Source organism: Stutzerimonas stutzeri, from assembly GCF_024448895.1.
Classification (GTDB): Bacteria; Pseudomonadota; Gammaproteobacteria; order Pseudomonadales; family Pseudomonadaceae; genus Stutzerimonas; species Stutzerimonas stutzeri_Q.
On sequence record NZ_JAMOIC010000011.1, the window covers coordinates 77780 to 98726 of the forward strand.

General features: G+C 61.6%; 21 protein-coding genes. 10 read left to right on the forward strand and 11 right to left on the reverse strand.

The window, feature by feature from the left end; all coding sequences use genetic code 11:
* Positions 1–28: 28 nt before the first annotated feature.
* On the reverse strand, positions 29–1294 hold the full coding sequence (locus NA619_RS14450; RefSeq protein ID WP_255962542.1) for a DUF445 domain-containing protein: 1266 nt from the start codon (positions 1292–1294) through the stop codon (positions 29–31).
* A gap of 148 nt (positions 1295–1442) precedes the next feature.
* Positions 1443–1835 (reverse strand): hypothetical protein, encoded by a 393-nt coding sequence (locus tag NA619_RS14455; RefSeq protein WP_255962543.1) that lies wholly within the window; start codon positions 1833–1835, stop codon positions 1443–1445.
* A gap of 194 nt (positions 1836–2029) precedes the next feature.
* Between NA619_RS14455 and NA619_RS14460 the strand changes: the two genes are divergently transcribed.
* The 4 genes from NA619_RS14460 (at position 2030) to NA619_RS14475 (ending at position 4285) form a co-directional block, all read left to right on the forward strand.
* On the forward strand, positions 2030–2176 hold the full coding sequence (locus NA619_RS14460) for a hypothetical protein (protein ID WP_255962544.1): 147 nt from the start codon (positions 2030–2032) through the stop codon (positions 2174–2176).
* A 101-nt stretch (positions 2177–2277) separates the two neighbouring features.
* On the forward strand, positions 2278–2499 hold the full coding sequence (locus NA619_RS14465; RefSeq protein ID WP_255962545.1) for a hypothetical protein: 222 nt from the start codon (positions 2278–2280) through the stop codon (positions 2497–2499).
* A gap of 83 nt (positions 2500–2582) precedes the next feature.
* A complete protein-coding gene (locus NA619_RS14470; protein ID WP_255962546.1) occupies positions 2583–3011 on the forward strand; it encodes a 3-isopropylmalate dehydratase in 429 nt (142 codons plus the stop codon).
* Positions 3012–3298: 287 nt separating this feature from the next.
* Positions 3299–4285, forward strand: a complete 987-nt coding sequence (locus tag NA619_RS14475; RefSeq protein WP_423836838.1) for an alpha/beta fold hydrolase — start codon at positions 3299–3301, stop codon at positions 4283–4285.
* A gap of 42 nt (positions 4286–4327) precedes the next feature.
* Here NA619_RS14475 and NA619_RS14480 read toward each other — a convergent pair whose 3' ends face one another.
* A complete protein-coding gene (locus tag NA619_RS14480) occupies positions 4328–6184 on the reverse strand; it encodes an SLC13 family permease (RefSeq protein ID WP_255962548.1) in 1857 nt (618 codons plus the stop codon).
* A 331-nt stretch (positions 6185–6515) separates the two neighbouring features.
* On the opposite strand from NA619_RS14480, the gene NA619_RS14485 reads away from it, so the two are divergent.
* Positions 6516–7451, forward strand: a complete 936-nt coding sequence (locus NA619_RS14485; RefSeq protein WP_255962549.1) for an alpha/beta fold hydrolase — start codon at positions 6516–6518, stop codon at positions 7449–7451.
* A gap of 135 nt (positions 7452–7586) precedes the next feature.
* Positions 7587–8723: an aldo/keto reductase gene (locus tag NA619_RS14490; RefSeq protein ID WP_255962550.1), complete on the forward strand. Its 1137-nt coding sequence runs from the start codon at positions 7587–7589 to the stop codon at positions 8721–8723.
* Positions 8724–8743: 20 nt separating this feature from the next.
* Here NA619_RS14490 and NA619_RS14495 read toward each other — a convergent pair whose 3' ends face one another.
* Positions 8744–9643 carry an alpha/beta hydrolase gene (locus NA619_RS14495; protein WP_255962551.1) on the reverse strand — a complete coding sequence of 300 codons (900 nt, stop codon included), beginning with the start codon at positions 9641–9643 and terminating at the stop codon, positions 8744–8746.
* A gap of 166 nt (positions 9644–9809) precedes the next feature.
* Between NA619_RS14495 and NA619_RS14500 the strand changes: the two genes are divergently transcribed.
* Complete coding sequence (locus NA619_RS14500) at positions 9810–10535, forward strand: SIMPL domain-containing protein (protein WP_255962552.1); 726 nt, start codon at positions 9810–9812, stop codon at positions 10533–10535.
* Positions 10536–10663: 128 nt separating this feature from the next.
* On the opposite strand, the gene NA619_RS14505 is transcribed toward NA619_RS14500, so the two are convergent.
* From NA619_RS14505 to NA619_RS14520, 4 genes are all read right to left on the reverse strand, one after another.
* Positions 10664–11884: an MFS transporter gene (locus NA619_RS14505; protein ID WP_255962553.1), complete on the reverse strand. Its 1221-nt coding sequence runs from the start codon at positions 11882–11884 to the stop codon at positions 10664–10666.
* A gap of 164 nt (positions 11885–12048) precedes the next feature.
* Entirely contained in the window at positions 12049–12780 is a 732-nt protein-coding gene (locus NA619_RS14510; protein WP_255962554.1) for a substrate-binding periplasmic protein, read from the reverse strand.
* Between the two features lie 164 nt (positions 12781–12944).
* On the reverse strand, positions 12945–13934 hold the full coding sequence (locus NA619_RS14515) for an aldo/keto reductase (protein WP_255962555.1): 990 nt from the start codon (positions 13932–13934) through the stop codon (positions 12945–12947).
* A 127-nt stretch (positions 13935–14061) separates the two neighbouring features.
* Positions 14062–14595, reverse strand: coding sequence for an ankyrin repeat domain-containing protein (locus tag NA619_RS14520; protein ID WP_255962556.1), 534 nt, complete (start codon positions 14593–14595; stop codon positions 14062–14064).
* Positions 14596–14797: 202 nt separating this feature from the next.
* Between NA619_RS14520 and NA619_RS14525 the strand changes: the two genes are divergently transcribed.
* Positions 14798–15010: a DUF3820 family protein gene (locus tag NA619_RS14525; protein ID WP_102835996.1), complete on the forward strand. Its 213-nt coding sequence runs from the start codon at positions 14798–14800 to the stop codon at positions 15008–15010.
* On the opposite strand, the gene NA619_RS14530 is transcribed toward NA619_RS14525, so the two are convergent.
* Positions 15007–15543: a hypothetical protein gene (locus tag NA619_RS14530; RefSeq protein ID WP_255962557.1), complete on the reverse strand. Its 537-nt coding sequence runs from the start codon at positions 15541–15543 to the stop codon at positions 15007–15009. The two genes, NA619_RS14525 and NA619_RS14530, sit on opposite strands and share 4 nt — an antisense overlap.
* A 260-nt stretch (positions 15544–15803) precedes the next feature.
* Here NA619_RS14530 and NA619_RS14535 point away from each other — a divergent pair, with 260 nt between their 5' ends.
* Positions 15804–16925 carry a beta-ketoacyl-ACP synthase III gene (locus NA619_RS14535; protein ID WP_255962558.1) on the forward strand — a complete coding sequence of 374 codons (1122 nt, stop codon included), beginning with the start codon at positions 15804–15806 and terminating at the stop codon, positions 16923–16925.
* 550 nt (positions 16926–17475) lie between these two features.
* Here the strand turns inward: NA619_RS14535 and NA619_RS14540 are convergent.
* Positions 17476–18549 (reverse strand): porin, encoded by a 1074-nt coding sequence (locus NA619_RS14540; protein ID WP_255962559.1) that lies wholly within the window; start codon positions 18547–18549, stop codon positions 17476–17478.
* Between the two features lie 248 nt (positions 18550–18797).
* Between NA619_RS14540 and NA619_RS14545 the strand changes: the two genes are divergently transcribed.
* Positions 18798–19928: a GNAT family N-acetyltransferase gene (locus tag NA619_RS14545; protein WP_255962560.1), complete on the forward strand. Its 1131-nt coding sequence runs from the start codon at positions 18798–18800 to the stop codon at positions 19926–19928.
* A gap of 7 nt (positions 19929–19935) precedes the next feature.
* Here the strand turns inward: NA619_RS14545 and metR are convergent, their stop codons facing one another.
* Complete coding sequence (gene metR, locus NA619_RS14550; protein ID WP_255962561.1) at positions 19936–20862, reverse strand: transcriptional regulator MetR; 927 nt, start codon at positions 20860–20862, stop codon at positions 19936–19938.
* Positions 20863–20947 lie beyond the last annotated feature (85 nt).

Consider the following 20947-nt stretch of genomic DNA (forward strand, 5'->3'; position numbering starts at 1 on the left):
CGCCCGGCACGCATGCCCACTAGCCGGTCTAGCTCGTTGCCAGTTGAGTCAATACATGCAGCAGCAACCCGACTAATCCGCCAACGAGCGTGCCGTTGATGCGGATGTATTGCAGGTCCTTGCCGACGCTCTGCTCCATCTGCTCGACCAGCTCCCGGCTCTCCCAATTCTCCACGCGCTGGGCGATATATCGGCCGATCTGGCCGCGATACCGTTCGAGCATGCCCGGCGCGGCGGCCATCAGTTGTTCATTGATCCAGGTGCGCATGGCGTTATCGGCGGCCAGCGAATCGCCCAAGCCCTGCGTCAGGCGCACGATTCGTTTGCCGATGCGTGAATCAGGGCTTTCCAGATCCGCTTCCAGCCACTCGGTCAATTCGCGCCAGAGTGTCTGCAGGTAGTCGGTCGTAGCGGGGTGCTCCAGCAACTGGGCAACGATGCGCTCGACCTCCAGCCGGTAGTCCGGGTCATGCTTGAGCCGATTGATGTACTCGGCAACATGCTCGTCGAAGCGCTCACGCAGTGGATGGTCCGGATCATCGGCGACCTCGGCGATCACCGCCGAAACGCCATCGACGAATTTGTTCGCCGACCAGCCGCCGACCGCTTTGCCCAGGCCCAGATAGCGCAGGGTGCGGACCTCGGCTGTGATGGCATCGGCGACCAGTGCACGGGTGTCGTCGTCCTGCAGCAGGGCATCGATCTTGATCAGCGCTTCATCGAGCATCGCCTGGTGTTTGCCCTGGCGGGTGAGCATTTCCAGCACCTGGCCGCAGATCGGCGCGAGGTCGACCTTGCGCGCACGGTTGATCAGTTTCGCCTGGACGAACGCCTGTACGCGCTCGTCATGCAGCGAGGCGACGCCGAACCTCGCCATGCCGGTGAGCTGCTGACCAACGGATTCGGCATTGGCCGGATGGCGCAGCCAGTTGGCGAGGCGACCTCCGATGTCCAGCGCTTCGAGCTTGGCCAGCACCAGGGGTGTCGATAGGAAATGGGTGGTGATGAAGGTTGAGAGGTTCTTGCCGATGCGCGCCTTGCTGCGCGGGATGATCGCCGTATGCGGGATCGGCAGGCCGAGCGGGTGACGGAACAGGGCGGTGACGGCGAACCAGTCAGCGATGGCCCCCACCATGGCGGCTTCGGCGAAGGATGCGAGGTAGCCCCAGGCCGTGTGGCGCGGCTCCATGGCGGTTGCGATGACATAAAGCACGGCTGCAAGCAGCAGAAGCAAGCCGGCCACCAGCTTCATGCGTGAAACCGGCGATTGCCAGAGACGGTGCAGAGGGCTCATGAGATTCCTCTTCGGTAAACGGCGGGTGGGTCAAGCGAGGGCATTGTCGGCGTATAGCCGAGGGGTCTGCCCATACAGCACAGACCCGGTCGAGCGGGAGCGGGTTCGATTACCCGTCTGGAGCCTGCTGCCGATCAGGCAAGAGGATTTATTCCTCGTCGTCTTCCTCACGCAGCATCACGTAGCTGCCGTCGTCCAGGCGCTCGCATACGTAGAACATGGCGATGCTGCCATCAAGTTCGGTCACGGCCGCGTAGTCATCCGCTTCGACGGTGAAATAGCCCTTGGAATCGGAGCCTGCTTCGGCTGCGAACAAGGCGGTGAAAAAGGCGTCCTCCGGCATGCCGTCGAAATAGTCAGCGCGCGCCTTGGCATCCCATTCCTGTGGCGGCTCGAACTGCCCGGTGATGATCACGCGGGCATCGCCCATGTCGCGCTCTTCGCCGTCCGGGTCGGTTTCGTGGGCACGGTAGATGGTGCAGCTGAGCGCATCCGGGTCGGCCAGGATACTGTCGCGCGAAGGTTGGCTATTAGCAGGCATGGGAGCAGCTCCGGTAAAGGTGGGATTGCCGGCAGTGTGGTGGAGTCGCGGTGTGGCTGCAATCGCAAGTTTCGGCCAGATGGAGGATCGCTACCCCCTGAGACGGTGATCGGACCGCCGGCAAGCGGGCCAGCGAACGTCATCAGGCGCGAGGGGTTCCAATCGACTGAAACCCATTGCAAAGCGAGATCGCCATGAACCCTACACCTCATGATCAGACCGAGCATGACGAACCCGCCGAAGAGATGCCGGATGTGACCATGACCGACAGCGGTGAGAAGGAGCCCGGAGAGGATCCGGACTTTGACGACAGCGAGCTCGGTATCGACGATCGGACCTAGCAGCGCAGAGGCCCGGGCGTCCTGGCACGACACCGGCACCGGACCTCCACACAGAATCCCGAGCGGCACCAGCCGGTGTGCGCATCTCAAAGGAGCCATAGATGGACAAGTACCACGTTAATCCGACACCCATGGGCTGGGAGCTGACTGACCAGCAATCCCAGGAAACGGTATTGCGCACCCTCACCAAGGACGAGATGTTCACCGGGCTGGACAGCTTCATGGATGGCAAGACCGCTTCGGTCGAGGTCTATGATCGGCACGGAACGCTGGAGGAAGAGCGGCCATACCCGGGAAGCAGTCACCCGGTTTCGACCCGCTGATCATCGGGCTCAGCACAAATCGCGCTGCGGCCAGCCAAGCTGTCATACCATCACCGTTTCGCTTACCTGACCGGAAACCTCCCATGCGCTTACTCCTCGCACTCATTCCATTACTGGCGCTGGCCGGCTGTTCGTCCTGGCAAGCTGACCCTGAAGACATCAAGCCGGTGCCAGACGAGCGCTTGCGTGGTTTTCAGTCGCCTGTGCCCAACGGCGGTGAGGTCGTTGTGACCCGGGATTTCGGCATGCGCGGCGGCGGTTGTTATGTCGCAGTCATGGTCGATCGCATGCTCGCGGCACGCATCCATGTGGGCGAGCAGGTGCGTTTGTACGTGCCGGCGGGTATGCGCATCGTCAGCATCGAGTCCGACCCTGAGGACGACACGCTGTGTGGCAAGGGCAGCCTGCTGCGCGAGAAGGCTGCGCGGGTAGAGCGCGACGAGACCTTGCACTTTCGCATCAGCGCCGACAACCGCATCGGTTTCGATATCCAGCAGGTCGAGGCCAAGTAGCCGAGATGGTCGATGGGCAACACAGGTGACTCATGAAGCCGAATCACGCTGCTAGCTGATGCAGCTGAATTGCGCAGTTGAATAACGGCGAAACACTCGCTTCATGAAGGCCAGCGAACCCTGGCCCTCGTTTCACGCTCCGACATAGGTACAACCGTTGTGCTTGAGCCTTCCTCCGCCCGTCTGGGTCGCAACGGAGGGTTCAGCCTGCACACCGGTGCTACTGCCAATGCGGCCAACCGCCGCCTGCAAGGAGTCGATGCGTGAACAAAGCCATGTCTTCCCTGATGCTCGTCGCCGGGCTCGCCCTGATCCCATCGCTGCATGCCGATGAGCGACCCGCTTACGGCCCGCACCTCGAAGGCTTCAGCTATCCCCACCCGATCAAGCGCTTCGAGTTCTCGTCTCAGCGCCAGGCACTGACCATGGGCTATATGGACGTTGCGCCGGCCGGCAAGGCCAACGGGCGCACCCTCGTGCTGATGCATGGCAAGAATTTCTGTGCAGCGACCTGGCAGGAAAGCATCGCGGTGCTGTCGCAGAACGGCTATCGGGTGATCGCGCCTGACCAGATCGGCTTTTGCAGTTCAAGCAAACCGCAGGGCTATCAGTTCAGCTTTGCGCAACTGGCCCATAACACCCGCGCCTTGTTGCAGTCGCTGGATATCGAGCAGGTCACGGTGATCGGTCATTCCATGGGCGGCATGTTGGCCTCTCGTCTGGCGCTGAACTACCCGGACATGGTCGACCAGTTGGTGCTGGTCAACCCTATTGGACTGGAGGACTGGCAGGCCGAAGGAGTGCCCTACGCGGCCATCAATACGCTGTACGAGGGTGAGTTGAAAACCGACTTCGAGAAGATCAAGGGCTATCAGCAGAAGTTCTACTACAACGGCAATTGGAAGCCCGAGTACGACCGCTGGGTAGAAATGCTCGCCGGGATGTACGCCGGCGACGGCAAGGAAATCGTTGCATGGAATCAGGCGCAGACGTCCGACATGGTCTTCACCCAACCGGTGATCCATGAGTTCAGCAAGCTGAGCATGCCGACGCTGCTGCTCATCGGCGGTAAGGACCGCACCGCGCCCGGTGCCAATCGTGCGCCGGAGGAGGTTGCGCAGCGCTTGGGCAACTACCCTGAACTTGGCAGACGTGCCGCCGCGATGATCCCCAACGCGACGCTTGTGCCGTTCCCCGAGCTGGGTCACTCACCTCAGGTGGAGGCCCCGGAAGTCTTCCATAAGGCTCTGCTGCGCGGGCTCGAGAGCCGTTGAGGAGAAGGCCGGCACCGATGCCCGGTGTCGGCCAGCATCTCCTTACAGCGGCCATACCCACAAAATGGTCGGTACTGCGACCAGCACGACAACGATCGACAACGGCAGCCCGAGCCGCCAGTAATCGCCAAAACGGTATCCGCCCGGCGCCATGACCAGCGTGTTGGACTGATGCCCGATGGGCGTGAGAAACGCGCACGAAGCGCCAATCGCCACTGCCATCAAAAAGGGATCGGCAGAGGCCTCCATGCCCCGCGCCAAGGCTATTGCCACTGGCGCGGCGAGCACTGCAGCGGCGGCATTGTTGACCACGTTTGACAGCAACATCACGCCGACCATGAGAATCGCTACGGTTGCGGCTGGCGGTGCGGACTGGCCGACCTGCAGCAGGGCATCGGCGATCAGGCGTGAGCCTCCGGTGGTTTCCAGGGCTTCGCCGATGGGCAGCATTGCAGCGATGAGCACGATAATCGACATGTCGATGCTCTTGTAAATATCGCCGGTGGGCACCAGCCCGACCAGAATCATCGCCAGGGCACCGCCGACCAAGGCAACAGCTGAGGGCAGCAGCCCCAGCGCGATGAGTGCCAACGCGCCGGCAAAGATGCCGCTCGCCAATAGTACCTGGCGCGGCGCGGTGATGCGCAGGCCGCGGGAGGCCAGCGGCAGACAGCCGAGATTGCTGAGCGTCGACTGCAGCTGGTCCTCGCGGGCCTGCAACAGAAGGATGTCACCCGCAGCGAAGCGAATCTTGCTCAGGCGTTGCCGCAGCCGCTGTCCCTGCCGCGCTACGGCGAGAATGTTCACACCATGGCTCTCGCGCAGCGCCAGCCCGGTTGCGGTGGTGCCAACCAATGACGAACCCGAGGTGACGATGGCTTCAGCCAGCGCGCGCTCGGCATGACGCGCATCGTTGGCTTCGGTATCCGCCTGCTTGTCCGCATCGCCATTCTTTTCAGCCTGCTTCTGCTGCTCGGCCTTCTCGCGGGCTTCTGCTTTGCTGTCGGCTTCGGCTGCCAGCTCAAGGTGCGTTACATCGAGAAAGCTCTTGAGGCTTTCGGAGTCAGCTTCGACCATCAGGACGTCGTCGTCGCGCAGCACTTCATAGGTGGATGGCATGCGCTTGTATTCACCTGAGCGCACCAGCGCGATGACCATGACGTCCGCATCGTCTCCGCCAGCGGAGATCAGGTCATGTAGGGTGCGGCCTGCATATTTGCTGCCCTCGGGAATCTGCAGCTCGGTCATGTACCCGCTGATCTCGAACAGCTCCTGCCCGCTGCTCTTGTCCTCGCGGCGGGGCGTCAGCCGCCAGAGCAGTGCGATGAACAGAACGCCCGCGAGCGTGATGACCAGGCCCACGGGCAAAAAGTCGAACATGCCGAAAGCCGCCTCGCCCGTCTCACGCCGGTAGCCGGCGATGATGATATTGGGCGGCGTACCGATCAGCGTCAGGGTGCCACCGAGCAACGAACCAAAGGCCAGCGGCATCAACAGATAGGACGGCGAGCGACCGCTCTGGCGGGACATCCAGACAGCCACGGGCATGAACAGCGCAAGCGCGCCGACGTTGTTCATGAAGCCCGAACACAGCGCGACGATGCTGCTCAGGGTAAGCACCTGAATCCAGGGCCGGTCGCCCACCTTGGTCAGGTGACGCGCCAGGGAGTCCACCACGCCGCCATTCAGCAGCCCGCGGCTGAGCACCAGCACGGCCGCGACGGTGATCACCGCTGGATGGCCGAGGCCCATGAAGGCTTCATCTGCTGGCACGATGCCGGCGAGAGTGACCACCAGCAAGGCGCCGATGGCGACGATGTCGTAACGCCAGCGATTCCACACGAACAGGCCCAGTGTCGCGGCCAGAACGGCGAACACGATCAGCTGATCGCTTTGCATGAAAAACTCCGAGAACGCGTTGCCGCCATACTGGCGTAGAGCCGGAAAAGCAGCGGCAGGCTGAATTGTATGAAGAGTGGGATTTGGGCCGAAGCGGCTGCCCAGGCGGCAATACACTAGCCGGATGATGGACCCTGGAGCCAGCATTGCGTTCGGCCTCATCCTTTGCGCCGCTGGAAAAAAATCGTCCCTCATCCTTGCCGTGAATGGCGATGGAAGAATGGCGTACGCTCGGCATCGTCGCCTGCCGCACTTCATTCGTCCGCGGTTGACTGGCAAGACCTGCGTCAGTAGGCAAGGATGTACGACAGCCAACCGCCGATGAGCCCCTATGTCCGAGCCCGTAGTTCTGCAATGCCGTGATGGTTACGTCCTCGCCGGACAACTGTGGACGCCGTCCGCGGCGGTACGGGGCTCAGTGATAATCAGCAGTGCCACTGGCGTCCTTGCGCGTTATTACGCGCGCTACGCGGCATTCCTCTGCGAACACGGCTACCGGGTGCTGACCTACGATTACCGCGGCATCGGCGGGTCGCGGCCGGCGATTTTGCGGGGTGCCGAGATCATCTGGCGAGACTGGGGTGATCTGGACTTCGATGCGGCAGTGCGCTGGATCCGTCAAGGGGACCCGGTTGGACCACTGATTGCGGTCGGGCACAGCATCGGCGGCTTTCTGCCGGGGTTCGCGGCCGCCGCGGTCGAAGTGGATCGCTTTCTCAGTATCGGGGCCCAGTACGCCTACTGGCGCGATTATGCGCCTGGGCAACGCTGGCAGATGTTCGCCAGATGGCATCTGTTCATGCCTGCGGTGACCGCGCTATGCGGCTATTTCCCTGGCCGCCGGCTGGGCTGGCTAGAGGATCTTCCGGCGGGCGTCGCGCGGGAATGGGCGTTTCGTCAGGCACGGCTGGAACACAGCTATCCCGTGCAGGAGCGCGACGAGATGATTCGCCGCTTTGCTGCCGTCCGGGCGCCGATTCTCGCGATAAGCATGAGCGATGACGAATACGGCACGCCGCCCGCGATCGCGCGTGGCCTTAGCTACTACCGCAACGCCCACCGCGAGCATGTCCGCCTGACGCCGCAAGCGCTGGGCCAAACCCGGGTCGGGCACTTCGACCTGTTCCGTGATCGGTACCGCGAAAGCTTTTGGCGGGCCACGCTCGACTGGATCGAGTCGGGCAACAATCCTTGGGAGCCAACCGATGTGCTGGTTGCCGAAGCGCCAGCTCACGGCAGCGCTGCTGACGAGATGATGTCGTCCTGACCACCGATGCGCCCGCTCGATGGGCGCGCGCTCGTAAAGCGGCGAAACGACCGAATGGATGAACCCCGCGGGGCGCGAAGGGTTGCTAACAGATGCCCCTTTCTGAGCCGCTTACCCCGCAACGGAGGTTTCCGCATGCAACGACGATCCTTTCTCTCTACTGTGACCGCCGCAGGCGTCGGGCTAGCCCTCGCGCCAATGTTCGCTCGGGCCGCCACGCAAGGGGCCAAAGGCGGCTCCGCAGCGTCCCGGTCGCCCGAGCAGCTGCCGATGAACGAAGGTCAGTATCAACGCTACCGTCCGCGTTATCGGTTCGGCCTCGGCGGTGCAATCGGCTTGGGTGACATGCGCCGCGAGATGCCTGAGGCAGAAGCCTTGGCTCTGTTGCAGCAGGCATGGGACTTGGGCGTGCGCTATTACGACACCTCGCCCTGGTACGGGCTGGGGCTCAGCGAGCGGCGTCATGCCGGGCTGCTGTCGGCTCAGGATGGTGACGCCTATGTGCTGTCGACAAAAGTCGGCAGACTGCTCAAGCCCGAGGCCGGTTATTCACACGATAACTGGAAGGGCGTGAACAACTTCAGCTACGAGTACGACTACACCGCGGCCGGTACGCGCCGGTCTATCGAGGACAGCCTTCAGCGCATGGGCGTGCCCAGCCTGGACGTGGTGTTCATCCACGATCTTTCACCGGACAACGTCGACATGGGCGAAGGCTGGAAGGAGCACTTCGAAGTCGCCGTCAAAGGCGCAATGCCGGAGCTGGTGAAAATGCGCGAGGAAGGGTTGATCAAGGCCTGGGGAATGGGCGTGAACACCTTGCCGCCTGCGCTCGGCGCTATCGAACGGTCAGACCCGGACATCATTCTTTCAGCGACTCAATATTCGCTGCTCAAACACAAGGACGCCCTCAACCTGCTGTTCCCGGCAGCAGAGAAACGGGGCGTATCGATCGTTTCCGGCGCACCGTTGAACTCGGGATACCTGGCGGGCAACGAGTACTTCAACTACAGCAAGGAGGTGCCACAGGACATCCAGCGCAAGCGTGAGCGTTACCGCGAGCTGGCCCGCGAACACGAGGTCGATCTGCGTACCGCCGCCTTGCAGTTCTGCAATGCGCCTTCTGTGATTTCGGCGATCATTCCCGGCGCGAGCAAACCCGAGCATATCCGCGAGAACGCCGCATCGATGTCGGCGAAAGTGCCCAGCGAGTTCTGGGCTGCAGCCAAGCGTGAAGGCCTGATTGAAGAAAACGCGCCGATACCCGGCTGATCTGGCTGAGCCGGCCTTGGTCAGCCGGCGGTACTCAGCGGCTCGTCAAGCAATTCGTCCAGTGCCTGGCGGTATTCCTGGCGTCCGATGCGCATGCTGTTGTTGTGGGTGCCGCCTTCTATCAGCAGCAGGCGTTTGGGCTCCCGGGCCGCCTCGTAGAGTTGCTCGCTGAAGCGAGAAGGCACGTAGGGATCGGCCGTGCCATGAACAATCAGCACGGGCATGCGGACCTGATCGATCTTGTCGATGGAGTCGAATTTCTGCGACACCAGCCAGCGAATCGGCCATGGCGTGTCGGCGACTTCGGTTGCAATGTCGGCGAGGTTGGTGAAGGTCGATTCAATGATCAGCGCGCGAGCACCGGCGTCATCTGCAGCAGACCGGTCCAGATCCGTTGCCAGATCGACGGCGACCGCTCCGCCCAGGGAATGACCGTAGATAATCCGCTTGCTGGCATCCGGCTGCAGGCTTTTGAGGTGGTCCCAGGCGATTCGCGCGTCCTCGTACACGCTGGCCTCGCACGGCAGCTCGCCGAGACTTTTGCCGAATCCCCGATAGTCGATGGCCAGCACCGAGAAGCCCAGCGAGCGAAGCTGTTCAAGTCTGAACAGGTGGCCGGTTAGGTTCCAGCGTGACCCGTGAAGATAGAGCACCGCCGGTGCGTCCGCCTGTGAGGCGGGCCACCACCAGGCGTGGATATTCTGTGTGTCGCCAAATGCAGGCGTGCTCAGCTCAAGTTCTTCGACCCCGCTCGGCAGGCCGCTGAACCAGCTGGCTGTTCCGGGCTCGATGCGGAAAACCAGCTCGCGCTCGGTCTGCTTCAACATCGAGCAGCCAACAGGCAGCACGGCCAGAACTGCTGCGACGAACAACGATGCCAGGGTTCGGGCTCTGGTGCGGAAAAACGGCAAACTCGACATGTTGCTGGATCACCTCCGGTTGAGGCGTCATTGGAGCGTTCAGCCTGCCGCGCATGCAAGCGGCTCGCGACGACATGTCATTACCGCAGATTGCAGCGTCGCGCTGTCTGTCGCCACTAGTCGTCGCGGAGTAGCATCCGCGTTTCACATCTCAAGGGACATCAACGTGACTACAGCACGCATCGGTTTGCTTCCCGCTCTGTTGATCGCGGCTTCGGTTGCCTTTGCTGGCTGGTCCGTGGGGCAGGGCATCGAACGCTTTCGCATGGCGGACCGATCCGTAACGGTAAAGGGCCTCGCCGAGCGTGACGTGCAGAGCGATTTTGCCGTATGGACACTCGGTTTCCGTCGCGCCGGCAATGACTTTGCCGGGGTTCAGCAGAGCCTGTCCGAGGACCGTAACCGAGTCGTGGCGTTCCTGCGCGAACAAGGGTTCGGCGAGGACGAGATCGAAGTGCGGCCGCTGCAGGTGCAGGATCTGCTGGCGCGTGAATGGGCGCCGCAGGAAATCGCGCTGCGGTTCAATGGCAACGGTCAGGTGCTGGTGAAAACCGCGCGCATCGAAGCTATTGGCAAGGCGGCGAATGGCGTCGATCCGCTGATTCAGGCCGGCATTCAGCTCGATACCGAACAGAACGGATTTGCTGGCCCGCGCTATCAGCTGCGCGGTTTCAACGACCTCAAGCCGGCGCTACTGGAAGACGCCACCCGCAATGCCTATGAGCAGGCGGCCAGGTTTGCCGAAGACGCGGGTGCCAAGCTGGGCGAGCTGAAGACCGCTAACCAGGGCGTCATTCGCGTGCTGGACGATGATGGCAGCGATATGGACACCGGCCGTACGCCGGGCAAGCGTCTACGCGTGGTCAGCACCTTCGAGTACAGCTTGCGGTAGCGACCGCATCGTCGCGACCCGGCTGATATGGCCGGAGCTGTCGAACCCGGAAAAGTAACTTTGCAGGATGGGCGTCGCTTTGCTTGCCCGTCCTGCTGGCGTCCTGGCCTGCCGGACGAGGCGCACCGTCAGTCGCAGACGGCAACCGTACCGGACGATTTTTCATCCTGGTCGCGGGTATTCCACGCCCACCAGACCACCAGCAAGCCGGCCGCGCCGGTTGCGGCACCTATGAATCCGGTAGAGGTCCAGCCGAGCCCTGCGCTGATGGCAAGACCGCCGAGCCAGGGGCCGAGCGCATTGGCGATGTTGAACGCGGCGTGATTGGACGCGGCGGCAAGCGTTTGCGCATCGGCCGCCACATCCATCAGATGGGTTTGCAGTGCAGGTGACAGTGACACCATGGTGCCGACGGCGAAGGCAGCAGGAAGAATCGTCCACAGTGAGCCCGTAGCGAAGGGGAAGACGAGCAGGACGAAGATGCTCCACAGCAACAGCCAGCCGATGGCCTTGAAACGCAACTTGTCGAACAGCCAGCCGCCAAAGATGTTGCCGACGATGCCGCCCAGTCCAAACGCCGCCAGCCCTACCGGAATCCAGTTCTCGCTGACGCCGGTGACCTCCAGCATTGTCGGTGCCAAATAGCTGAACACGCAGAACATGCCGGCAAATCCGATCGAGCTGATGGCCAGCGCGAGCCACACCGGCTTGCGGTTGAAGTCGCGCAGCTCGCGCATAGGATTGTTGCGCGGCTCGCTGCGATCCAGTGGCAGGAAGATCGCCACCAGCAACACGGTCAGCAGGGCAATCAGCCCGACCAGACCGAACGCCCAGCGCCAGCTGAGCCATTGCCCCAGCCAGGTTGCGGTAGGGTTGCCGATCAGCATGGCGATGGTGAGTCCGGCCAGCACGCGACTTACCGCTTTGGCTCGCTGATCCGGCGCCACCATCGAGGCGGCCACCAGCATCGCGACGCCGAAGTAGGCCCCGTGCGGTAGGCCGGCGATGAAGCGGAACAGCATGAGCGAGTGGTAATCCGGGGCTACGGCGCTGGCGAAGTTGCCCAGCGCGAAAAAGGTCATCAGCAACAGCAGCAGGTGTCTGCGAAACATCCGTGCGCCCAGAATGGCCAACAGTGGCGCACCGACCACGACGCCCAGCGCATAAGTGCTGATCACATGACCGACCTGCGGTTCACTGATGCCCAGCCCCTGCGCCACATTGGGCATCAGGCCCATGATGGCGAACTCGCCGGTGCCGATGGCGAAGCCGCCCATGGCCAGTGCCAGTTCGATCAACAATATGGCGCGCGGCGAAAGCATCGGCTTGCCTGTGTTCACTTCGGTCATCGGTGCCTCAGCGGAAGTTATCGGGTGGCGAGCACACGCCCGTCGATAGGCGCAGTGCAGGGTGGAGCGATTTGGGCGAATAGGTAGGCAGCAGTCGGGTCTCAGAGTTCGTGTCGTAGCGGCGTGGGGATATCCAGACGCTCCCGCCGGGCAGGTTGCTCGCGCTATCGATACTTCGACAGAATGGCCTCGAACTCGCCGTCACCTTGCATCTGCTGCAGGGCATCGAGGATTTCGCGAGCCGGGACATCGGGTTCGTCGCGCACGATGCAGTGCACGGGAAAATCAGACATTTCATCTATTACGCTCAGCTTTAGCTCGGGCGGCTGGCTGCGATTGAACCAGTCAAGGGCCGTTCGGGTGCTGAGCGCGTAGCGATAACGCCCTGCAACGACCTTGCCCAGCACCTGGTTTTCAGTCCGCGCGTCATCGCGTATCAAATGCCCATCCTGGAAAAGCTCGGCGACGTCCGGATAGTGAAAGCCCAGCACCGTGCCAATGCGCTCGCCCTGCAGTTGGCGCAGATCGACGGCGGGTGAGTCGATCCGGGCCACCAGCACGGAGCGCTGGCTCATGAAGGGAACGCTCCAGCGATAACTGGGGTGGTCCTCTTCCAGCCAGGCGGGGTTCATGTAGCAGCTTGCGTCGACGTCGCCTTCAGCCAGCAGCGACTGGATGCGCACGCGTGACATCACTGGCTGCTCGGCTTTACGCCCGACTTTTTCCGCGATGCGGCAATGCAGGTCGTAGAGGATGCCGTCGGTGGCCACGCCGCGAGTGAGGCGGATCATCGGCATGGTCGAGCTGTCACTGACGGAGAATCGCAGGGGGCGCTCGTCGGCAACGGCTACAGCGGTCGATATCAATAAGATTGAGGCGAGGGACAATGCACGCATTGCTGGAGGCGATCCTTCGTCAGAGATAGGCCTGTACAGGCCTGCTCGTGGTCACGAAGGGCGAATTATCCTTATATCGCATCGATTGTCGATTCATTGCGTGAATAATGCGAAATCTGTCGTCTCGCATGGCCTGGCGTGGGAAAGCGCCAGGCCAGTTTAGATCAACGCTTGCGCGTGGGCGGGGCCATGAACTCCGGGCCTACCGGATCGGTGATGTGTTCGGCCAGTAGCGCATCGATGTCCTGAAGGTCCTGCGGGCTGAGGGACCAGCCAAACGCATCGTCTATGCCGTCCAGTTGATCCGGACGCCGCGCGCCCCAGAGTGGGATGGTCGGCCCCTGATCGAGCACCCAGCGGATCGCCAGTGCCAGCACGGATTTGTCATGACGATCTCGTGCCAGGGTTTTCAGCGCCTCGACAGCAGCGAGGTACTGCTCGAAGCGCGGCGCCTTGAACTTGGGGTCCGACTTGCGCAGATCATCACCATCGAAGGTGGTGGCGCTGTTCATCCGGCCAGACAGCAGGCCGCGACACAGGGCGCCATAGCCAAGAACCACCAGCTTGTTTTCACGTGCATAGGGCAGCACGTCGGCTTCGATAGCGCGTTCGAACAGATTGTAGGGCGGTTGTACGCTTGCCAGCGGCGCGGCCTTGCGAAAGGCATCCATCTGCTCGGTGGAATAGTTGCTTACGCCAATCGCGAGAATCTTGCCTTCCTGACGCAGCTTTTCCAGTTCGGCGGCAGTGTCTTCGATGGGCACGAGCGGGTCCGGCCAATGCACCTGGTAGAGGTCGATACGGTCGGTACGCAGCCGGCGCAGCGAATCTTCGACTTCTTGGCGGATGCGGGCAGGCGTCGAGTTGCGACGGGGGCCGCCTTCGCTCCAGTCCAGCGCGACCTTGGTAGCGATTACCGCCTGGTCACGCACGCCTTCGAGCGCCTTGCCAACCACTTCTTCAGAGTGGCCAAAGCCGTAGACCGGCGCGGTGTCGATCAGGTTAATGCCGCGGTCCAGCGCGCTGCGAATAGTGGTGACGGAACGGTCGTCATCTGCGCCGCCCCACATCCAGCCGCCGATGGCCCAGGTGCCCAGGCCGATGCGCGAGACGGGTGTGGCGATGCCCTCGATCTTTAGCGTTTCGATGGTCATGAGTGCTCCTCTGTCTGAACGGTTCGGCCAGTTCAGTGGTTGGCCGGGTCACCGTTACTGACAGCAGCGGCTGTCAGGTGTGCGGTGCAGCGGCAGAGGAGGGCGGTTCAATCAGTGCGGCTGTAGCTCAGGTGCGGGCAGCCAGGGCGTCGGTCAGCAGCTTCGGCGTGTCCTGGGCGCCCATGGCTTGCGCGGCGGCCAAGGGCGTCACGCCGTTCATGTCAGTGCGAGCCGGGTCGGCTCCGCGTTCCAGCAGCAGCGCGACGATCTCGCTGCGGTTGAACATCGCGGCCATCATCAGTGCGGTCTTGCCGTCGGGCGTGGCGCTTTCGACGTCGGCACCGTGATCGAGCAGCAGCCGCGCCATGTCCAGATAGCCTTTGAAGGCAGCGCCGGCCAACGGGCTCTGGCCCTTGTCGTTGTGCAACTGAGGGTCAGCACCGTTTTCCAATAGCACGCGCGATGCATCCAGATGGCCGTGATAGCTGGCAAGCATCAGCAGGCTGTCACCATTGTGGTTGCGGATATTGGGTGGCAGGCCGCGACCGAGCAGGTCCGCCAGTCGCGCGGCGTCGCCCTTGCGGGTGCTTTCGAAAACCTGCTCGGCGAAGGCCAGTGCGGCATCGTCCAGTTCGGGCCTGGTGCTCGGTTGATCCGTCATCTCTCGTCCTCGGTGATCATGAATTCGGCGCAGCAGCGCCCGGCGCGCCCATTCTGCCAAGGCGCGCCGCATGCGCTGCGTACTGCGTTTCTATCCGACCGATAGTCATCGCGAATGTGCGAAGGGCAGGCGATAACGGGCTGCATGAGTGGGCTGGCTATGGCAGTATCGGCCGCCATCCACTGACGCTGATTCGCTTGCCATGAAGCCCGAAGACCTGGAAAGACTGGTCACCCAGACAATGCCGTACGGTAAGTACAAGGGACGGTTGATCGCCGATCTGCCGGGCAATTATCTGAACTGGTTCGCCCGGGTGGGGTTCCCGCCGGGCGATCTCGGCCAGTTGCTGGCGCTGATGCAGGAGATCGACCACAACGGTTTGTCAGGGCTTCTCGAGCCGTTGCGTCGACGCTAGGCGTCGTCTTCGTTTTCAGCTTGTAGTGCAGCCAGCGAGGGCGCTGCGTAGATGCCCACTTCTACAGCCAGCGCCATTACCCGCGCCACGTCACTGGTATAGACGAGCACCGCTTGCAACTCGTCGTCCAGCGGCTCGCTGAAATCCACCAGCACGTAGCCGCCTTTCTCCGGATAGAGACTGCTCAGCTGGACCTGGATGCGATTGAGCGCCTTGAGCGGTTCGGTTTTCGCCAGCTGTTTGGGCTTGAGCACGAAATTCACAGCCGGGCCGAACGAGCCAACGATCTGCTCGAACAGCGGCTGGTAATCGTCGGCCTGAAACAGCACGGTGTCCGGCAGGCTGCCGATGATCATCCATTCGCCCAGCGGGATGGGAAAGTCATCGTCGTAGATGATGTCCGGGTTAGCCTGCAGAAAGGCTTCTGGGTCGGAATAGGCTTGAGCGGCTTCGTCGGCGAGCCGGTTGATCTCTTCATCGCTCATGCAGCCTGAGCTGATCAGGCGAATCAGTTCGGCGAGTGGCTCTTTCATCGGATAGGGGTCCTGCTGTGCGGGGTGCGCAAGAATACCCGAAAGGCTCGATTGCAGCGTTGGCAGGTGACGATACGGAGCAATTGCCACTTGTGATGCCGGGTGCGCTTTTACTCGCCGGGCTGCAGATTCTGTTACGTTTTCGTGCACAATAGCCGCCATATAAACAGACGCGGCATGAACGATCGCATCGGCGTTGGCCGGCCTCGCTCTATTCCGACGCCGACCTACGATCAGCCAAATATTCGAGAGGAACGACAGTGCATAACGTCGTCATCAGCGGTACCGGCCTTTATACACCTGCCCAGAGCATCTCAAACGACGAGCTGGTCGAGTCGTTCAACACCTACTCCAACCGTTTCAATGCCGAAAACGCCGCTGCCATCGAGGCGGGTGACGTCCAGCCGATGCCGGAATCGAGTTCTGCATTCATCGAGAAGGCATCGGGCATCAAGAGCCGTTTCGTCACTGACAAAGCCGGCATCCTCGACCCCGATCGCATGGTTCCGCGCATCCCTGAGCGCAGCAACGATCAGTGGTCAATCCTGTGTGAAATGTCGGTCAAGGCGGCCGAGCAGGCGCTCCAGCGTGCGGGCAAGACCGCAGCGGATATCGACGGTGTGATCGTTGCCTGTTCCAACCTGCAGCGCGCCTACCCGGCGATTGCCATCGAAGTGCAGGCGGCTCTGGGCATCAAGGGATTTGGTTATGACATGAACGTCGCCTGTTCCTCGGCCACATTCGGGATCCAGAATGCAGCCAATTCGGTACAGCTAGGCCAGGCTCGGGCCGTGCTCATGGTCAACCCCGAAATCTGCACCGGTCACATGAATTTCCGCGATCGGGACAGTCACTTCATCTTTGGCGATGCCTGCACAGCCGTCATCATCGAGCGTGCCGATCAGGCAACTTCGGGCTATCAGTGGGACGTGGTCAGCACCAGGCTGACGACCGAGTTTTCCAACAACATCCGCAACAACTTCGGCTTCCTCAACCGCACCGCCGAGGAATACATGACCAATCCGGACAAGCTGTTCGTCCAGGAAGGCCGCAAAGTATTCAAGGAAGTCTGCCCGATGGTGGCCGAGCTGATCGGCGAGCACCTGAAGGAAAACGAAATCGAGGTCAGCGCCGTCAAGCGCTTCTGGCTGCACCAGGCCAATCTCAACATGAACCATCTGATCGTGCGCAAGCTACTCGGCCGCGACGCCAGCGCGGAAGAAGCGCCGGTCATCCTCGACACCTATGCCAACACCAGCTCGGCCGGCTCGGTCATCGCCTTCCACAAGCATCAGGACGACTTGCCTTCCGGTAGCCTCGGCGTACTCAGCTCGTTTGGCGCTGGCTATTCGATTGGCAGCGTGATTCTGCGCCGCAAGTAATCGCACGGCGAACCGCTCAGGTTCGCCTTTTCGCGCCGGTACGCAACGGCCGGCTCCGACCGTCGTCTTCTCCATGCGAGCGACGACGGCCCGGAATCTTCGGACGTAAGATCCCGTTAGGAAATGAGCATCCCATTGTGGGAATCCTCTCTGTTCTCAGCAGCACCCTTGCCGTGGTCCGAAACCTCCACGTTCACTTTTTCTGATGGGACATTGTCGTCAGTGGCCCTCTTCGGTGAATTCCGCTCAGAACTTCAGTCTCGACTTCGGCTGCCGCGTTCAACTGATGGCCTGGGCGATATCCGCGGCGATGCCTGATTTGCTCAGGTTGCCTGCACGCTAACCGGCGTTACCCACTAATCAAGGCGGCTGATTCGGGCAGATAAAACCGAGCGCATGGGGCTGGGCGTGCGGGGAATGCCTATCGTCACGACGACCAGCTGTCGAGGTTTGAGGCGCGCTCAGGTGTTCTCCGCGAAATAAAAAAAGCCCCCATCAATTGATGGGGGCTCGCGTCAGGAAAGCCTGAAAAGGAGCGTGTTGAGGTGGATCAGAAGCTATAAACCATGCCCAGCGAGAACACGTTGATGTCATCACCGAGCGCTGCGACCTGATAGACGTCAGTGTCGTGGCCACCCTTGATTTGATAATCAGCAGTGTTGTCGTCGTTTTTCAGCATGCTGTAGATGCCGTAAACGGACAGCTGCTTGGACAGTTTGTGGTCGAGGCCAAGGCTCCACTGGCTGGCGCCGGAGTCGTCGGTATCGCTCCAGTCATCGGCGACCATGTACTGAAGCTTCAGGGTGTTGGCGCCGAACTTGTAGGCACCATTGAGACCCCAAGCGTCCCGATCGCGGTCACCTTCCTCAGTAGCCTCTTCGAAATGATCGAACATCGCACCCAGGCGAATGGCGCCAAAGGTGTAGCCAGCTGCTACCCGGAATGCATCGGATTCATACGCGCGAACGTCGCCAGCGACAGTATCTTCATCATCGCCGTCGGCCTTCTCGTAGCCGGCGCTGAATTCCAGGTCACCGATGCTGTAGCCCAGTGCAACGCTGGCCAGGGAGTAGTCGTTGTCTTCGATGTCGCCGTCCACGGTCTCGTAGTCAGCGTAAGAGGTGGCATACATGGCGCTGGCTACCAGGCCGTTCAGGCTTGGGCTAACGTACTGGATGCTGTTCTTGGCGCGGCGGTTGGCTTCATCGGCCACGTTACGGGCATCGGCTACGGTGTCGCCAAAAATGTCGAAGGCGTTACGGACGTTCTTGAGCGGGGTGTCCTGGTTGCCCACGAGCACTTGGCCGAAGTCGCCTGTCAGGCCCACGTAAGTGTTGCGGCCAGCAAAGTTGTCACCACCTTCGTCGATGATGATTTTGGATTCGATCTGGTAAACAACATTCAGATCCGGATTGATTTCGGTGATGCCCTTGAATCCCAGACGCGAAGAGTTGCTGGCGATTGCCAGCTCGCTGTCAGTGTCGTTGTCCACGAAGTCCGCTGACACGTGGGCTTTGCCGTAGATCTCCAGCTGCTTGCCGATGATTTCATAGGCGTTTGCGCTGGTCGGCAACGCGACAGCAGCGGCAATGGCGAGGGTCAGGGGGAGAAGCTTGCGTGGCATGATATTTCCTTTCTGTGCGTTCGCGGATTGGTAGCTACGCCGCCTCCGGGTCCTAACCCCCCAAGCGGCTGTGGGCAGAATGAGGGGGAGTGGTTACAGCTTTTCGCAGTTTTGACGACGATTTGGTGACGCTGAATTGACTATTTGAAATTCTGAGCTATGAGAGCGTGCAGTTTTCGGTCGGTCTGCGTTCAGCCGTTGCGAAGAAGGAGCTTTTGTTCCGCTTGCTGACCGGCCAGACTAGGCACATGCCTATCCAGACACTCCCCCGACTCGCCAACATCGCGCCCGCTCAGTGGGATGCCTTGCTGGGCGACAAACCGCAGCCCTTTCTTCGCCACGCTTTCCTGTCTTCCCTGGAGGACAGCGGCAGTGTCGGTGGGCGCAGCGGATGGCGTGCCCAGCATCAGTTACTCCTGGATGAGCAGGGAGTGGTGGTTTCAGCGTTGCCGCTGTACCGCAAAACCAACTCCAACGGCGAGTACGTGTTCGATTGGGCCTGGGCCGATGCCTGCCATCGCGCGGGTATCGAGTACTACCCCAAGTTGCTCTGCGCAGTGCCGTTCTCGCCGGTAACTGGCGCGCGCCTGCTGGGTGATCGCCAAACTGCAGGTGAGTTGCTCGACCAACTCACCGCCAGCCTGGATGGGCAGGGTTATTCCAGCCTGCATGTGAATTTCACCGAGACGGATGCCGACACGGTTTTCCAGGGCCGTGACGGCTGGCTCGAGCGCATCGGCTGTCAGTTTCACTGGCACAACCGTGGTTACCGGGATTTCCAGGACTTCCTCGACGGCCTCACGTCCCGCAAGCGCAAGCAATTGCGCAAGGAGCGCGAACAGGTGGCGGGGCAGGGGATCGATTTCGAGCGCCGCGAAGGCGGACTGCTCAGCGAAGAGGAATGGGATTTCGTCTATGCCTGCTACGCCAACACCTACCTTGTCCGAGGCCAGGCGCCCTACCTGACGCGGGAGTTCTTCAGCCTGCTGGCCGAGCGTATGCCCGAGGCCATCCGTGTGGTACTGGCTCGACAGAGCGGTCGCCCGGTGGCCATGGCTTTCAGCCTGATCGACGGGAAAGGTCTTTACGGTCGTTATTGGGGATGCTTGGCCGAGTTTGATCGGCTGCACTTCGAGACCTGCTTCTACCAAGGCATCGATCACGCCATAGCCGAGGGCCTGTCACGCTTCGACGCTGGCGCCCAGGGCGAACACAAGCTGATCCGCGGCTTCGAGCCGGTGATCACGCGTTCCTGGCACTACCTGCTGCATCCGGGACTGCGCGCGGCGGTGGTGGAGTTCCTTGAGCAGGAGCGGGTGGGCGTGTTGCGATACGCCGCAGCCGCGCGCGATGCGCTGCCATACCGGCAGGAAATCTGAAGACTGTTTACTTGATCTTCGGCGCCGCGCTGACCCCTTCTAGCGTGGCGAACGAGGTGTCCTTGGCGGTCAGCAGAAAATCGCGCATGAAGGGCGAATCCAGCATGTCTGCGCGAATGCCCGCATACAGCGTCGCGAACAGACCTTTATCGCCAAGACGTTTGGCTGTGACGTAACCGCGGGCACTGTACTCGTGCAGCGCCCAGTTCGGCACGCAGCAAACGCCCCGTCCGGACGCCACCAGCTGCATCATCATCACAGTGAGCTCCGAGGTTCGCACCTGGGCTGGCTCGACGTCGGCCGGCTCGAGGAAACGGGTGAAGATGTCGAGACGGTCGCGCTCTACCGGATAGGTGATCAGGGTTTCGCTGGCCAGATCTTCGGCGCGTATATACGGGCGCGGCGCAAGCGGATGCTGGTTGGCAACAGCCAGCAGGGCTTCGTAGGTGAATAGGGGCACATAGGTAATGCCTGGCAGCTCGATGGGGTCAGAGGTGACCACAAGATCCAGATCGCCACGTGCCAGCGCTGGCAAGGGGGCGAAGGAAAACCCGGAGGCCAGGTCCAGCTCGACTTCCGGCCAGGCATCACGGAACTGATCGATGGTTGGCATCAGCCATTGAAAGCAACTGTGGCATTCGATAGCCATGTGCAGGCGCCCAGCGGTGCCTCCTGCCAGTCTCGCAAGATCACGCTCGGCACTGCGAAGTTGGGGCAACATGTTGTCCGCCAGCTGCAGCAGGCGCAACCCGGCACTGGTAAAGCGCACCGGGCGGGTCTTGCGCACGAAGAGTTGTACGCCAAGCCGCTCTTCGAGTTCCTTGAACTGGTGTGACAGTGCCGATTGGGTCAGATGCAAGCGTTCGGCCGCATCGACAAGGCTGTCCGTTTCGCGCAGTGCGTGAAGTGTTTTCAGGTGTCGGATTTCAAGCATGCTGCGATTCCTGCTATGTGGCCAGCTGTCATGAGAGACATTCGCGGAACTGCCTTCCTGGCATGAGCGTTCCTCATCTAAGGCG